This is a genomic window from Streptomyces sp. R44, assembly GCF_041053105.1.
In the GTDB taxonomy this organism is placed as follows: domain Bacteria; phylum Actinomycetota; class Actinomycetes; order Streptomycetales; family Streptomycetaceae; genus Streptomyces.
Genome location: NZ_CP163444.1, coordinates 5,567,649 through 5,581,974, shown reverse-complemented (window position 1 = coordinate 5,581,974; position 14,326 = coordinate 5,567,649). Strand labels below are relative to the sequence as shown.

Annotated in this window: 14 protein-coding genes, 1 tRNA gene and 1 pseudogene; 7 read left to right on the top strand and 9 right to left on the bottom strand. The window is 73.6% G+C overall.

Annotated elements, in window-relative coordinates; all coding sequences use genetic code 11:
- Window positions 1-14 precede the first annotated feature (14 nt).
- Window positions 15-1,235 (top strand): FG-GAP-like repeat-containing protein, encoded by a 1,221-nt coding sequence (locus AB5J54_RS26110; protein WP_369146348.1) that lies wholly within the window; start codon window positions 15-17, stop codon window positions 1,233-1,235.
- Between the two features lie 22 nt (window positions 1,236-1,257).
- Here AB5J54_RS26110 and AB5J54_RS26105 read toward each other — a convergent pair whose 3' ends face one another.
- Together AB5J54_RS26105 and AB5J54_RS26100 are read right to left on the bottom strand one after the other, a co-directional pair.
- A complete protein-coding gene (locus AB5J54_RS26105; protein WP_369146347.1) occupies window positions 1,258-1,842 on the bottom strand; it encodes a DNA-3-methyladenine glycosylase I in 585 nt (194 codons plus the stop codon).
- Window positions 1,843-1,880: 38 nt separating this feature from the next.
- A pseudogene (locus tag AB5J54_RS26100) lies at window positions 1,881-2,219 on the bottom strand (cell division protein DivIVA); the annotation flags it as partial.
- A 54-nt stretch (window positions 2,220-2,273) separates the two neighbouring features.
- Here AB5J54_RS26100 and folP point away from each other — a divergent pair.
- Entirely contained in the window at window positions 2,274-3,134 is an 861-nt protein-coding gene (folP, locus tag AB5J54_RS26095; protein WP_369146346.1) for a dihydropteroate synthase, read from the top strand.
- Window positions 3,135-3,215: 81 nt separating this feature from the next.
- Here folP and AB5J54_RS26090 read toward each other — a convergent pair whose 3' ends face one another.
- Together AB5J54_RS26090 and dapE are read right to left on the bottom strand one after the other, a co-directional pair.
- Entirely contained in the window at window positions 3,216-3,965 is a 750-nt protein-coding gene (locus AB5J54_RS26090; RefSeq protein WP_369146345.1) for a TIGR00730 family Rossman fold protein, read from the bottom strand.
- A gap of 75 nt (window positions 3,966-4,040) precedes the next feature.
- Entirely contained in the window at window positions 4,041-5,144 is a 1,104-nt protein-coding gene (dapE, locus tag AB5J54_RS26085) for a succinyl-diaminopimelate desuccinylase (RefSeq protein WP_369146344.1), read from the bottom strand.
- Between the two features lie 29 nt (window positions 5,145-5,173).
- Here dapE and AB5J54_RS26080 point away from each other — a divergent pair, with 29 nt between their 5' ends.
- Together AB5J54_RS26080 and AB5J54_RS26075 are read left to right on the top strand one after the other, a co-directional pair.
- The gene (locus AB5J54_RS26080; protein ID WP_369146343.1) at window positions 5,174-6,121 is read left to right on the top strand and encodes a hypothetical protein; all 948 of its coding nucleotides are present in this window, start codon (window positions 5,174-5,176) and stop codon (window positions 6,119-6,121) included.
- A gap of 432 nt (window positions 6,122-6,553) precedes the next feature.
- Window positions 6,554-7,015 (top strand): ATP-binding protein, encoded by a 462-nt coding sequence (locus AB5J54_RS26075; protein ID WP_369146342.1) that lies wholly within the window; start codon window positions 6,554-6,556, stop codon window positions 7,013-7,015.
- 67 nt (window positions 7,016-7,082) lie between these two features.
- Here AB5J54_RS26075 and AB5J54_RS26070 read toward each other — a convergent pair whose 3' ends face one another.
- Together AB5J54_RS26070 and fdxA are read right to left on the bottom strand one after the other, a co-directional pair.
- On the bottom strand, window positions 7,083-8,180 hold the full coding sequence (locus AB5J54_RS26070) for a bifunctional succinyldiaminopimelate transaminase/glutamate-prephenate aminotransferase (RefSeq protein ID WP_369146341.1): 1,098 nt from the start codon (window positions 8,178-8,180) through the stop codon (window positions 7,083-7,085).
- 83 nt (window positions 8,181-8,263) lie between these two features.
- On the bottom strand, window positions 8,264-8,584 hold the full coding sequence (gene fdxA, locus AB5J54_RS26065) for a ferredoxin (RefSeq protein ID WP_015035968.1): 321 nt from the start codon (window positions 8,582-8,584) through the stop codon (window positions 8,264-8,266).
- A gap of 112 nt (window positions 8,585-8,696) precedes the next feature.
- On the opposite strand from fdxA, the gene AB5J54_RS26060 reads away from it, so the two are divergent.
- Together AB5J54_RS26060 and AB5J54_RS26055 are read left to right on the top strand one after the other, a co-directional pair.
- Window positions 8,697-9,707, top strand: a complete 1,011-nt coding sequence (locus AB5J54_RS26060) for a GNAT family N-acetyltransferase (RefSeq protein ID WP_369146340.1) — start codon at window positions 8,697-8,699, stop codon at window positions 9,705-9,707.
- Complete coding sequence (locus tag AB5J54_RS26055) at window positions 9,692-10,549, top strand: tetratricopeptide repeat protein (protein ID WP_369146339.1); 858 nt, start codon at window positions 9,692-9,694, stop codon at window positions 10,547-10,549. The genes AB5J54_RS26060 and AB5J54_RS26055 overlap by 16 nt, the downstream gene beginning before the upstream one ends.
- A gap of 34 nt (window positions 10,550-10,583) precedes the next feature.
- On the opposite strand, the gene AB5J54_RS26050 is transcribed toward AB5J54_RS26055, so the two are convergent.
- Together AB5J54_RS26050 and AB5J54_RS26045 are read right to left on the bottom strand one after the other, a co-directional pair.
- Window positions 10,584-10,658, bottom strand: a tRNA-Leu gene (locus AB5J54_RS26050).
- A 28-nt stretch (window positions 10,659-10,686) separates the two neighbouring features.
- On the bottom strand, window positions 10,687-11,553 hold the full coding sequence (locus AB5J54_RS26045) for a hypothetical protein (protein WP_369146338.1): 867 nt from the start codon (window positions 11,551-11,553) through the stop codon (window positions 10,687-10,689).
- 108 nt (window positions 11,554-11,661) lie between these two features.
- Here AB5J54_RS26045 and AB5J54_RS26040 point away from each other — a divergent pair, with 108 nt between their 5' ends.
- Window positions 11,662-12,024, top strand: coding sequence for a DUF1304 domain-containing protein (locus AB5J54_RS26040; RefSeq protein WP_369146337.1), 363 nt, complete (start codon window positions 11,662-11,664; stop codon window positions 12,022-12,024).
- 68 nt (window positions 12,025-12,092) lie between these two features.
- Here AB5J54_RS26040 and AB5J54_RS26035 read toward each other — a convergent pair whose 3' ends face one another.
- Window positions 12,093-14,246 (bottom strand): hypothetical protein, encoded by a 2,154-nt coding sequence (locus AB5J54_RS26035; RefSeq protein ID WP_369146336.1) that lies wholly within the window; start codon window positions 14,244-14,246, stop codon window positions 12,093-12,095.
- Window positions 14,247-14,326: the final 80 nt, after the last annotated feature.

The following is a 14,326-nucleotide window of genomic DNA, read 5'->3' as shown; positions in this document are numbered from 1 at the left end:
ACGGATTTCGATCCATGATCCGCAGAAACCGGGGCCGCCGCGCCCTGGCCGCCGCCGTGACCACGGCGGCCTCCCTGGCGACGCTGATGACCGCCGCCCCGCCCGCCGCGGCGGGCTCCGAACGCTGCCCCTCGGGCCGGCTGTGCGTCTTCCAGTACCGCGACTACCAGGGCGAGATGAAGATCATCACGTCCAGCCAGGCCACCCTGGGGACCTGGGACAACAGGATCTCTTCGGTGGTCAACAATTCCGGCCTGTACGCCCTGTTCTGGGGCGAGCCCGGATACACCGGCGGCGACACCCTGCAGTCGGTCCCCCACGACGGCGCGATCAGCTTCAACGACGCCATCCTGGGCGAGCTCGACAACAAGTTCAGCTCCATCCGCCTGGCCACCACCTCCTGGGAGGGGATCCTGGGCGTCGCGTGGATGGACTGGTCGCCGATGGCGAAGCGTCCGAGCGGGCTGCCGACCGCCGCGCAGTTCGGCGACCTCAACCACGACGCCGTCCCGGACGTCGTGGAGCGGGCCGACGACGGCCGCCTGTGGTTCCTCGACGGCGTACGGGACGCCGGCGGGAAGACCAAGGGCACGCTGATCGGCGGCGGCTGGAACGACATGACCCAGATCGTCCGCCACGGCGACTACGACGGCGACCGCAACGAGGACGTCTACGCCCGCGACAAGGCAGGGGTCCTGTGGTTCTACCCGGGCAACGGGCGCGGCTGGTTCAAGCCCCGCCTCAAGGTCGGCTCGGGCTGGAACACCATGAAGGAGATCGAGGCGGTCGGTGACCTCACCGGTGACGGCCGCCGCGACCTGGTCGCCCGGGACACCGCCGGTGTCCTGTGGACGTACCCGGGCAACGGCCACGGCTGGTTCGGCGCCCGCAAGAAGGCCGGCGCCGGCTGGAACGTGATGAACAGCCTCACCGCGCCCGGGGACCTGTCCGGCGACGGCAGGTCCGACCTGGTCGCGCGGGACGGCTCACGTGGACTCTGGCTCTACCCGGGCAACGGCCGGGGCTCGTTCGGCGCCCGCGTCAGGCTGGCGTACGCCTGGCCCTCGGACGCGCCCGTGTTCTCCGTCGGTGACGTGACGGGCGACGGCAGGCCGGACCTGATGCGGCCGATCGACCTGCAGGTGTTCGTCTACCCCGGCAACGGCCGCGGCGGCATCGGCGCCCCGCAGGCCGACATGGGCTGGGACCACGCGGAGCGGGTCCGCGTCTTCTGACGGACGCGCACCCGGGGCGGTCCTAGCGGTCGCCCCGGGCCACGCACCCCGCCAGATGGTCGTCGACGAGGCCGCAGGCCTGCATCAGGGCGTAGGCCGTGGTGGGGCCGATGAAGCGGAGCCCGCGCTTCTTGAGCGCCTTGGAGAGCGCCGTCGACTCGTCGGTGACCGCCGGGACCTCGGCGAGCGTGCGCGGGGTCGGGCGGGTCGCCGGGTCGGGGGCGTGGGACCAGATCAGCGCGTCGAGCTCGCCCGGGGACCAGTCGGCGAGCAGCTTCGCGTTCGCCAGGGTCGCGTCGACCTTGGCGCGGTTGCGGATGATGCCTTCGTCGGCGAGGAGCCGCTCGCGGTCGGCGTCGGTGAAGCGGGCCACGTCGGCGATCCGGAAGCCGGAGAACGCCTTCCGGAAGCCCTCCCGGCGGCGCAGGATCGTGATCCACGACAGGCCCGACTGGAAGGCCTCCAGGCAGAGCCGCTCGAACAGCGCGTCGTCGCCGTGGACCGGGCGGCCCCACTCCTCGTCGTGGTACGTGACGTAGTCCTCGGTCGACAGGCCCCAGGGGCAGCGCAGCCGCCCGTCGGGCCCGGGGATCGCCTCGCCCGTCACTTCTCGCCGCCTTCCGTGCCGGCGTCACCGGCGCGGCCGGCGCCCGCGAGCGCCGCCTGCAGCTCGGCGATCCGCGCGTCGCGCTCCGCGAGCTCGGCGCCCAGGCGGACGAGGACGTCGTCCACGTCGGCCATGCGGTAGCCGCGGGCGGCGACGGGGAGGCGGAGCGCCTCGACGTCGGCGCGGTCCACCGGACGCGCGGCCGGAAGCGGGTCGACGAGCTGCTCGGGCGCCACCTCGGGCAGCACCTCGCTGTCGCCGCCGCCGACCACGGCGAGGGTCACCGCGGCCACGACCACGACCATCGTGATGAGCAGAAACCAGAACACTGCGCGCCTCTCCCCGGAGTGGAAAACGTCCCGTGCCGATCGTGCCATGCGCCACCGACGGTTAGGGTCGCAGGCGAACGGACGCGAGGGAGGACAAAAGGGATGCTGCGCTTGGGACGGCGTGAATTCGGGCCGAACGAGCCGGTGATCATGGCGATCGTGAACCGGACCCCGGACTCCTTCTACGACCAGGGCGCGACGTTCCGGGACGAGCCCGCGCTCGCCCGGGTGGAGCAGGCCGTGGCGGAGGGGGCGGCGATCATCGACATCGGCGGGGTGAAGGCGGGCCCCGGCGAGGAGGTGACGGCCGAGGAGGAGGCGCGGCGCACGGTCGGATTCGTCGCCGAGGTCCGCAGGCGCCATCCCGACGTGGTGATCAGCGTCGACACCTGGCGTGCGGACGTCGGCGAGGCGGTCTGCGAGGCCGGTGCGGACGTGCTGAACGACGCGTGGGGCGGGGTCGACCCGCGGCTCGCGGAGGTCGCCGCGAAGTACGGCGCGGGGCTGGTCTGCACCCACGCGGGCGGCGCGGAGCCGCGGACGCGGCCGCACCGGGTGGAGTACGAGGACGTGATGGCCGACATCCTGCGGGTCACGGTGGGGCTCGCGGAGCGGGCGGTCTCGCTCGGGGTGCGGCGGGACGGGATCATGATCGATCCCGGCCACGACTTCGGGAAGAACACGCGGCACAGCCTGGAGGCGACGCGGCGGCTCGGGGAGATGGCGTCCACGGGCTGGCCGGTGCTGGTGTCCCTGTCCAACAAGGACTTCGTGGGCGAGACGCTCGACCGGCCGGTCAAGGAGCGGGTGCTCGGTACGTTGGCGACGACGGCCGTTTCCGCGTGGTTGGGCGCGCAGGTGTACCGGGTGCACGAGGTCGCCGAGACCCGTCAGGTGCTCGACATGGTGGCGTCCATCGCCGGGCACCGTCCTCCGGCGGTCGCCCGGCGGGGATTGGCGTAGACAGGCCGCCGCGGGCCGGTGGTCGGTTGTGCCCACGCGTTCCGCCCCTACGGAACGCCTGCCCACAACCGACCGGAGCGTCTAGCGGCCGACCTCCTTGGTGACGAGCGCGACCGCCTCTTCCACGTCGTCCGTGACGTGGAAGAGGAGCAGGTCGCGTTCGCTCGCCTTGCCGCCCGCGACGACCGAGTCGCGGAGCCAGTCGACCAGGCCCTTCCAGTACTCGGTGCCGAAGAGGACGATCGGGAAGCGGGTGACCTTGCGGGTCTGGACCAGGGTCAGCGCCTCGAAGAGCTCGTCGAGGGTGCCGAGGCCGCCGGGCAGGACGACGAAGCCCTGCGCGTACTTCACGAACATCGTCTTGCGGACGAAGAAGTAGCGGAAGTTCACGCCGATGTCGACGTGCGGGTTGAGCCCCTGCTCGAAGGGGAGCTCGATGCCGAGGCCCACCGAGACGCCCTTGGCCTCCCTGGCCCCCTTGTTGGCCGCCTCCATGGCGCCCGGGCCGCCGCCCGTGATGACCGCGAATCCGGCCTCGACGAGCGCCCGGCCGATCCGTACGCCCGCCTCGTACTCCGGCGAGTCCGACTTGGTGCGGGCCGAGCCGAAGACGCTGATCGCGCTCGGCAGTTCCGCGAGTGCGCCGAAGCCCTCGACGAACTCGGACTGGATGCGCATGACCCGCCAGGGGTCGGTGTGCACCCACTCCGAGTCGCCCTCGGTGTCGAGCAGCCTCTGGTCCGTGGTGCCCGGCTGGACCTGGTCCCTGCGCCTGAGCACCGGTCCCAGCCGCTGCTCCTCCGGCTTCGTCTCCCCTTCGGGGATACCCATGGCCTGCTCCCTCCGTCGAACCGACGATCTTCTGGTGGGGTCAGGGTAGGTCCACAGAGGTGACGAAATCCGAAATTACGGGAGACGGGCGGTCAGCCAGTCGCGGAGCCGCGCCTCGCAGTGGTGGATGCGGTCGACGTGGACGTGCTCGTCGCGCTTGTGCGCGTACAGGGGGTCGCCGGGGCCGTAGTTCACCGCGGGCACGCCGAGGGCGCTGAAGCGGGCGACGTCGGTCCAGCCGAACTTGGGCTGGGCGCTGCCGCCGACGGCCTTCATGAAGGCCTCGGCCGCGGGGTGGGAGAGGCCGGGCAGGGCGCCGGGGCTCTCGTCGTCGACGACGAACTCGGCGATGTCGATGCCCTCGAAGAACTCGCGGACGTACGCCAGCGCCTCGGCCGGGGAGCGGTCGGGGGCGTAGCGGTAGTTGACGGTGACGGCGCAGGCGTCGGGGATGACGTTGGTGGCGACGCCGCCCTCGATCTTCACGGCGTTGAGGCCCTCGTGGTACTGGAGTCCGTCGATGACCGGCTTGCGCGGCTCGTAGGCGGCGAGGCGGTCGAGGATCGGGGCGGCGGTGTGGATGGCGTTGGAGCCCATCCACGCGCGCGCGGAGTGGGCGCGCTCGCCGGCGGTGTGCAGGATGACGCGCAGGGTGCCCTGGCAGCCGCCCTCGACCTGGCCGTCGGAGGGCTCCAGGAGGACGGCGAAGTCGCCCACGAGCCACTCCGGGTGGGCGTCGGCGATCTTGCCGAGGCCGTTGAGGTGGGCCGCGACCTCCTCGTTGTCGTAGAAGACGAAGGTGAGGTCGCGGTTGGGCTCGGGGACGGTGGCGGCGATCCGCAGCTGGACGGCGACCCCGGACTTCATGTCCGAGGTGCCGCAGCCCCAGAGGATGCCGTCCTCGTCGAGGCGCGAGGGCACGTTGTCGGCGATCGGCACGGTGTCGATGTGGCCGGCGAGGACGATCCGCTCGCCGCGGCCGAGATCCGTGCGGGCGACGACGTTGTTGCCGAAGCGGTCGACGGTGAGGTGCGGCAGGGCGCGCAGGGCCGCCTCGATCGCGTCGGCGAGCGGCCGCTCGGTCCCGCTGACGGACGGGAAGTCGACGAGGGCCGCGGTGAGCGCGGCCCCGTCCAGGGAGAGGTCGAGGGGGCCGTCGAGCGGGGTGATGTCTGCCATGTGCCGACCCTAACGCGGCCTCCAGTACGGTGGGCCCCGTGTCCGAGCCCACCCGCCCCCGCCGTCGGGGCCGCCTCGCCCGTTCCGCGGCCGCGTTCGCCGTGCTCCTCGGCCTCGCCTCGTACGTGGCCGTCCACCAGCTGACGGGGAGCACGGGTGCGCCCCGGTGCAGTGTGGGCAGCGGGGACAACCGCTACGAGTTCACTCCGGAGCAGGCGTCCAACGCGGCGACGATCTCGGCGGTGGGCACCACGCGGGGGCTGCCGGAGCGGGCGGTGACGATCGCGCTCGCGACCGCGCTGCAGGAGTCGGCGCTGCGGAACATCGAGCACGGCGACCGGGACTCGCTGGGCCTCTTCCAGCAGCGGCCCTCGCAGGGCTGGGGGACGGCGGCGCAGATCATGGACCCGGTGTACTCGTCGGGGAAGTTCTACGAGGGCCTGGAGAAGGTCCCGGGGTACTCGCGGCTGCCGCTGACGGTGGCGGCGCAGAAGGTGCAGCGGAGCGGTTTCCCGCAGGCGTACGCGAAGCACGAGCCGGACGCGGCGCTGCTGTCGGCGGCGCTGACGGGCCGGTCGCCGGCGGCGCTGACCTGTACGACGAGCGAGGTGAAGGGCCGGCCGGGCGACCCGGAGCAGCTGCGCCGGGAGCTGGTGCGGGCCTTCGGCGAGAAGGCGGCGCCCGAGGCGGTGACGGGCGGTCCGAGCGCGGGCCGTTCGGCTTCGGAGCCGCCGGTGCTCGTGGTGCCGGTCCGGACGGCGACGGGCGCGGGGAGCGCGCCGGGGGCCGGTTCGGACGAGCGGCGCGGCTGGGAGCTGGCGCAGTGGTCGGTGGCGCGGGCGGACGAGCTGCGGATCACGGAGGTGTCGTTCGGCGACCGGGTCTGGCGCGCGGGCGAGGCGGACGGCGGCTGGTCGAAGTCGTCGGGCGCGGGGGCCGTCGGCGGCGCGTCGGTCCGGGTACGGCTGGCCCAGTAGCCGGGGCCGCGGAAGGCGTCCACGTACGGCTCACCCCGTGACCGGGCCCGCGGAAGCCGTCCACGTACGGCTCACCCCGTGACCGGGCCCGCGGAAGCCGTCCACGTACGGCTCGCCCCGCGGTCGTGCGGTCGTGCGGTCGTGCAGTCGTGCGGGGGTTCACTCGGTCGTGGCACGCGGCGGGTTCGTCGTGGAGGAAATTCGCGCGGGCCTCGCGTCGCTTTTCCCAGGCGTCACCCCTCCCCCTCGCATCCCTTGCGGCACAAGGGAAGTGACGGTTCCGCAGGGCTTCTCGCAATGACGCGTTCGTCCGTTTTCCTCCCCACCCGACAATACGACGCATTACCAACTCTTTACCTTCGGCCGCCGCAACCTCCCCCGCCCCAGGGCCGGTTGTCACCCCGTAATCGTCCTCTTCGCCGAAGGAGCACCATGTCCCTCTCCCTGACCCGCCGGATCGCCCGTGCCGCCCTCATCGTCGCGGCCGGAGCAGCCCCCGTGGTCGGTGCGGCCGGCTCCGCGAGCGCCCTGGACCAGGGCCTCGCGCCGACCGGGGCCCTCAACGGCGTGACCGCCCTGGACGCCGCCGGCGCGGGCAGCGCCCTCGACAGCGCCTCGCAGACCGCCACCGGCGTGGTCGGCGAGACCGGCGGCAAGGCCGTCGGCACGGCCGTCCCGGCCGCCGGCAAGACCGTCGGCACGGCCGGCAAGACCGCCACCCCCGCCGCGCAGGAGGTCGTCGGCAAGACGGCCGGCAGCACGGGCGAGGTCGTCGGCCAGACCGCCGGCGCCGCCGCCGAGAGCGCCGAGGGCCCCACCGGCGGCGCCCTGGGCGGCGGCCTGGGCGGCCTGCCGACCGGCCAGACCCTGGGCGGCCTGCCCCTCGGCGGCTGACCCGCACCACGACGCACGGAGGGCCCGGGGAGCACACGCTCCCCGGGCCCTCCGGCGTCCCACGGGCTCAGCCCAGGCGCTTGACCGCGGCCTCGACCCGTTCGTCCGTCGCCGTGAACGCCACCCGCACGAACCGCTCCCCGGCCTCGCCGTAGAAGTCGCCGGGGGCCACCAGGATGCCCTTCTCCGCCAGGTACGCCACCGTCTCCCAGCACGGCTCGTCCCGGGTCGCCCACAGGTACAGGCTGGCCTCGCTGTGCTCGATCCGGAAGCCGTGCGCCTCCAGGGCCGCCCGCAGCGCCGCCCGGCGGGCCGCGTACCGCTCCCGCTGCTCGGCCACGTGCGCGTCGTCGCCGAGCGCCGCGACCGTCGCCGCCTGCACCGGCGCCGCCGTCATCATGCCGCCGTGCTTGCGGATCTGGAGCAGCTCGCCCAGGACGGCCGCGTCGCCCGCGATGAACGCCGCCCGGTAGCCGGCCAGGTTGGAGCGCTTGGACAGCGAGTGGACCGCGACGATCCCCTCGTACGAGCCGCCGCAGACGTCCGGGTGCAGGACCGAGACCGGGTCGGCCTCCCAGCCCAGCTCCAGGTAGCACTCGTCGGAGAAGACGAGGATGCCGTGCTCGCGCGCCCAGGCCACGATCCGGGTCAGCTCGTCCTTCGCGAGGACCTTGCCGGTCGGGTTGGACGGGGAGTTGAGCCACAGCAGCTTCACCGCGGCCGGGTCGAGGTCGGCGACCGGGTCGTCGTAGACGACGGGCGTCGCACCGCAGAGCCGCGCCCCCACCTCGTACGTCGGGTACGCCAGCCGCGGGTAGGCCACCGCGTCACCGGCGCCGAGCCCCAGCTGCGTCGGCAGCCAGGCCACCAGCTCCTTGGAGCCGACCACCGGCAGCACGTTCCCGTGGGCGAAGTCCACCGCGCCCAGCCGCCGCTCGCACCAGCCGGTGAGCGCGTCCCGCAGCTCCGTCGTCCCCCACACCGTGGGATAGCCCGGCGAGTCCGCGGCCGCGACCAGGGCCTCCTGGATCAGCGCGGGGACCGGGTCCACGGGCGTGCCGACGGACAGGTCCACGATTCCGTCCGGGTGCGCCACGGCCGTCTTCTTGTACGGCTCCAGCTTGTCCCAGGGGAAGACGGGAAGGCGCGAAGAGACTGCGCTCACGGGTTGGCTCACTTCCTCGTGCGTACGGAAAACGCTTCGGCCCCGTACAGCGGCGAGGCCGTACGGGACCGAGGGCGAATGAATCAGCCGTTCTGCGGCGGCAGGGCGGCGATGAAGGGGTGGTCGCGCTCGATCTCGCCGAGCTTGGAGGCACCACCGGGCGAACCGAGCTCGTCGAAGAACTCGACGTTCGCCTTGTAGTAGTCCTTCCACTCCTCCGGGGTGTCGTCCTCGTAGAAGATCGCCTCGACCGGGCAGACCGGCTCACAGGCCCCGCAGTCGACGCATTCGTCCGGGTGGATGTACAAGGACCGCTTGCCCTCGTAGATGCAGTCGACGGGGCACTCCTCGATGCACGCCTTGTCCTTGACGTCGACACAAGGCTGCGCGATGACGTAGGTCACGCTGTCGTTCCTCCTCGATAGGGCTGGTCTGCGCGGGAGCGCGGCGTCGTCGATGCCCGCACCTAGTATCTCCGTTCTTGGGGGCGATCCGAACAGGAGGGGCGGAGAAGCTGTGGAAATCACCGGCGGAGGGCGCCTTGAAGTGCGAATTACCAGCGCTGACGTGGGAAAACGTGTCTCCGTTCGGTATGTGACGGACTCTGCGGAACCGGGTGAGAAGTTCACCGACGCGGTCGGGGTTCTCACATCATGGGACGCCGGTGTGCTGCTGATCACACGAAAGAGCGGCGAGAGCGTCCGGATCGCGGAATCCGCGCTGGTCGCGGGGAAGGTCGTGCCGGCCGCCCCGGCCCGCCGGCGGGGCCCCTCGGCCACCTTCCCCGAGCTCGCCAGGGCCACCGCGCGCGCGTGGCAGCCGGTCGAGAGCGAGGCCCTCGGCGAGTGGACACTGCGGGCCGCCGACGGATTCACCCGGCGGGCCAACTCCGTCCTGCCGCTCGGCGATCCCGGACTGCCGGTCGCCGAGGCCCTGACGCACGCGCGCGCGTGGTACGCGGCCCGGAAGCTCCCGGCGTACGTCCAGACCGCCACCGGCGCCGAGGGCACCCAGGAACTGCTGTGCGCGGCCCTCGACCGGCACGGCTGGCGGCGCGAGGTCTCCGCCGAGGTGCGGATCGCGGCGCTCGCCCCGATCGGCGACCTGGACGCCGACGTCTCCGCCGTACGCCTCTCCCGGACGGTCGACGAGCCGTGGCTGCGCCGCTACCAGCGCTTCTCCGGCGACGAGGAGGCGAGCCCGGCCGTGCGGTCCGTCCTCGCGTCCGGTCCGAGTGTGTGGTTCGCGTCCGTCGCGGGCACGGGGGAGGTACCGGCGGCGATCGGACGCTGTGTGGTCGACGGCCGCTGGGCCGGCTTCATGGCGGTCGAGGTCGACCCCGGACAGCGGCGCCGGGGCCTGGCGACGTCCGTCATGACGGCGCTCGCCCGGCAGGCGCTCGACGAGGGCGCGTCGGCGGCCTGGCTCCAGGTGGAGGCGGACAACGACGGCGCGCGGGCGCTGTACGACGGCATGGGCTTCGCGCCCCACCACCACTACCACCACTACCGATGGGCGGAGGCGTGAGCGAGGACGAACCACCGGTCGACGCGTCCGACTGGCGGCGGGAGTTCGCCGAGGAGGCCCGGGCCGAGCGGCCCGACCTCGCCCGGCTCTGCCTGCTCATCGGGGCCGTGGCCGACCCCGCCGTCACCCCGCGCGAGATCGACGAGGCCGAGATCGAGCTCGACCGGCTCGCCGGGCTCGTCCCGTACGCGACCCGGATCACCGGCGACTGGGCGGCGGAGCTCGCCGCGCTCCTCGGCCGCCACGAGGGCTTCGAGGGCGTGCCCGCCGACTACCAGCGCCTGGAGTCCTCGCTCCTGCACGAGGTGCTGCGGCGCCGCCGTGGCCTGCCGATCCTGCTCTCCGTGGTCTGGATGGAGGTCGCCCGCCGGGCCGGCGCGCCGGTGTACGGGCTCGGGCTGCCCGGTCACTTCGTCGTCGGCTTCGGCGACCCCGCCGACCTGAACCTCGCCGACCCGTTCGCGGGCGGCCGGGCCATGACGGGCACGGACGCCGAGCTCCTGGTGGCGAGCGCGACGGGCGAGGCGCTCGACCGCTCGATGCTCCGGCCCGCCGAGCCGGGCGCGATCGTCCTGCGGATCCTGAACAACATCCGCGCCTGGGCGGCCCCCCGCCCCGAACGCTCCGACGTGGCCCTGTGGGCGGTGGAGCTGGCCCTGCTGCTCCCCTCGCACCCGGCGAGACTCCGCTACGAGCGCGCCGAGCTGCTGGTCCAGCGCGGTGAGTTCCTCACGGGCGCGGTGGAGATGGAGGCGTACGCGCAGGTCATGGACGCGGTGGACCCGGAGTCGGCGACGACGATCCGCCGCCGGGCCCAGGCGGCGCGGGCGCTGCTCAACTAGGGAGCCGGCCGCGCGGGCCGGAAGGGAGAAAGGGGGCGGGGCGGCCGGATTTGAACCGGCGTCCTCCGAGATGCTGTCGCGGCGCACTACCTCTGTGCTACGACCCCGCCCTTGCGCGGGACTCTACGCGAGCCGGTTCAGCACGACGACCCCTTTTCCTCCGCGTGCGGCGGGATGGTCCAGCGCAGGACCGTGGTGCCCTCGTGGGGCGCGAGGGTGACCGGGTAGACCCTGTTCCAGGAGCGTTCGCCGTGGTGGCGGACGGAATGGTCGCCCGGGTCCGCGTCGAGGCCGAGGACCCGGCAGCCGGCGATGTCGAGGACCCCGGCGAGGAGGGGGCGGTTCCGGGCCGCGCGCTGGAGCAGGTGGTGGTGGGAGTGCTCCTCGACGGCGACCATCAGCCCCTTGCCGGGTCCTCGTTCCACCCAGGCGGTGATCCGCTCGCCGAGCTCCTCGGCGTCGGCGACGGCGAGGTCGAGATGCGCGTACGGGCCGCCGTACGGGGTGGGCTCGCCGCCGAACTCGGCGTGGGCCTCGTCCTGATGGCGGCCCCAGTACGTGACGTCCGCGAGCCCGTCCACGGAGTCCCCCTCCAGGCCGACGAACCCGTCCAGGGCCCGCGCGTCACCCAGGACCGTCCCGCACCGGTCCACGGGCAGATCGCCGAGGTGTACGGGGCCGGTGCCGCGCTCCTCGGGCCACGGGAGCCCCAGGTCGATCTCCAGGACGGAGACCGTCGGCTCGCCGTCGAACGGAGAGGGTGCCGCCTCGGCGCGTACGGGAAGGGGCCGGTCGCTCGCGGCGGGGACGACGACCGCCTCGCAGAACCAGTCCTCGGGCTCCCCGTCCTCGGGAAGGTGCAGGTGCCCGCCGCCGGCCCGGGCGGCGGCGAGGCCCCGCTCGGAGAGCGGGCGGTCGGTGCCGGCCCAGGAGTCGACGGCCCCGGCCGTCGCGAGGACCAGCACGCCGGAGGGCACGGTGACGGAACCGAGCAGATGAGTCATGGGCCCGATCCAAGCGGAACGCCGGGTGGACGTGTCCGGCGGGTGCCCGGGCGGGTCCGCGTGGAGTCCGGTGCGCTCGGCGGCACGCGCGGAGGCAGAATGCACCCCATGCCGCTCACCGCCGACATCCTCGTCGCCCTCATCGCCCTCCTGCACGCCTACATCCTGGTGATGGAGATGTTCCTGTGGGAGAAGGCGACCGGCCGGCGCTTCTCCGGCTTCGACGCCGAGATGGCCCGCGCCACCGCCCCCATGGCCGCCAACCAGGGGCTCTACAACGGATTCATCGCCGCCGGTCTCGTCTGGGGTCTCGTCGCCGACGACCCGACCGGCTTCAGCGCCAAGGTCTTCTTCCTGTCCTGTGTCGTCGTCGCCGGGATCTACGGCGCCGCCACCGCCAACCGCCGCATCCTCTTCGCCCAGGCCCTGCCGGGCGCGCTCGCCCTATCCGCCGTTCTCGTGGCCCACTGACCCGCAGGCGCGCGCGAGCCCCCGTCCCGGAAGGGGGACGGGGGCTCGCGCGCGCCGGGCGGGGCTTCTCAGCCCTCGCCGCTCAGGTCGATCGTCTTCGTGCGTTCCGCGAGGGTCTTGCCCTTCAGCGCGTCGCGCATCACGAAGGCCACGTCGTCGGCGGACACCTGGTGCTTGGTGCCGTCGCCCTTGGTGATCATGACGCCGTCGAAGGCACCGTCGAGGAGCCGCTCGATCGCCTTCTTGTCGTAGACCTCGATCAGCCGGCCGTCGACCGCCTTCATCGACAGGATCTGCGGCAGCGACCGCGCCGGGCCGAAGTCGATGTGCTTGCCGCCCGCCTGGATCCTGATCAGGCCGGACATCGCGGGCGTCGCGAACTCCTTCATCGCCCGGTCCAGCTCGGCCTTCGTGATCGTCGGCCTGCGGGTGGTGACCGGCAGCTCGACCAGCTTGTTCTGGCCGGTCTCGACCTGGGCCCGGAAGGCGTCCCGCACCGAGATCATCGAGCGCTGGACGTCCAGGCCCTGGCCGGGCTTGCCCTCGACCGGGGTGACCTTGTTCGGGGCGAAGACGATCGTGCCCTCCGTCGCCGACGCGGACGTGCCCGCCAGGTCGGTCAGCGCGACCGCGAGCTTCTCCTCGTCGACCGGGAAGACCGGCTTGGCGACCCGCTCGCCGCCGAAGAGGGAGCCGATCACCGAGACCGGGTTGTAGTCGCTGCCCGCCGCCGCGCGGACCGTCTCCTGGCTGTCGAGCGCCAGGCCGGCCTTGTCCGGGGCCAGCTGGACCTTCTTGCCGCCGACGCCGAGCTGGAGCGGGGCGGTGGCCCGCTTGCCGAGCGCCGCGTCCAGCTTGTTCACGGCCTCCTCCTTGGTACCGCCGCCGATGTCCACGCCCAGCACCGTGGTGCCCTTCGGGACGTCGGAGTGGTTGAGGAGCAGTCCGGCGCCGTACGCGACGCCCGCGAGGCCGACGACTCCGGCCGCGACGAGGACCAGCTTGGAGCGGCCCTTCTTCGCCGGGGCCCGGTTCGCCGCCGGGGCCCGGTTCGCCGCCGGAGCCGGGCGCGGCGCCGGGGTCGCGTGGTCCTCGATCCGCGGGGTCAGGTCCGGGCGGGCCGCCGCCGGCGGGACCACGGGGATGCCGCTGGTCAGCGTGTCCCCGGAGATGTGCGTGCCGTGGTCGGCCGCCGCCGCGCCCGGGCCGGACGTCGGCGCCGGGGCCGGCTGCTGCGGCGTCAGGACCGCCGTGTCGTCGGACATGCGGGGCGCGACGTCGGGAACTGCGAACGGGGAGCCCGCCGCGCCCTGGCCGCCGCCGAAGGGCGGCCGGGGGGCGGTCCTGGCGCCGCCGAAGGTGGCCGTGCCGGTGACCGGGCCCGTGGTGGGGCCGGTGGGCGCCGCCGGGCCGCCCGGGGCGCCCTGGGCACCCGGTCCGCCCGGACCGCGGTACGCGGGCGTGCCGGCCGCCGGGGTGCCGTCGTACAGGGGGGTGCCGCCCGCCGGGGTCCCGTCGTACATCGGCGTACCGCCCGCGGGCGTGCCGTCGTACATCGGCGTACCGCCCGCCGGCGTCCCGCTCTCGTACAGCGGGTTGCCCGGCGGGGTCTGCGGGGTCGCGGTGACCGGGCGGCTCGACGGGGTGGTGCCGACCGTCGGGACTCCCGAGGTCGCCGAGCCCGCGAAGCCCGTGCCCTGGGCGTCCGGTCCGGTGGGCGCCGGGGCCGGCTTGGCGGCGGGTGCCGATGCCGGAGCGGGGGCAGGGGCGGGCGCCGGGGCCGCCGCCTTGCGCGGGGCGAACCAGTCGCTCGTCTCCTTCGCCTTCGGAGCCTGCGGCGCCTGGGGGGCCTCCTCGGCCGCCTGCGGCGGCTCCGGCGCGGCCACGGCCACCGGCTCGGGCTCCGGCTCCACGGTGGGAGCGGGCTCCGGCTCGGGGACCGGGGCGGACGTCTCGTTGACCGTCTTGCGGACCACGACCGGCGGAATCGGACGCGAACCCGGGATGTTGATCCGGATCCGGGTCGTCAGCGTCGTCTCGGTCTTGGGCTCCTCCGGCGGCGCGGACGCGGCGGGGGTCTCCTCCGGCGCGTCCTGCGTGGGGTGGAGCGACGGATACTGGCGGGATCCGTACGGCGGGGTACCCGAGGGGTAGGCGGCTCCACCGCGCCCCTGGGCGCCGGAGGACGAACTGTCAGTCTCTCGACCAGTTTCACGACTCAAAGCAGGATCTCCCGGTTGGCTCCACCGCCCGCTCTTGCTGATGCTCGTGTTGACCCGGGCGGTTCGGCGGCGCGCACCAC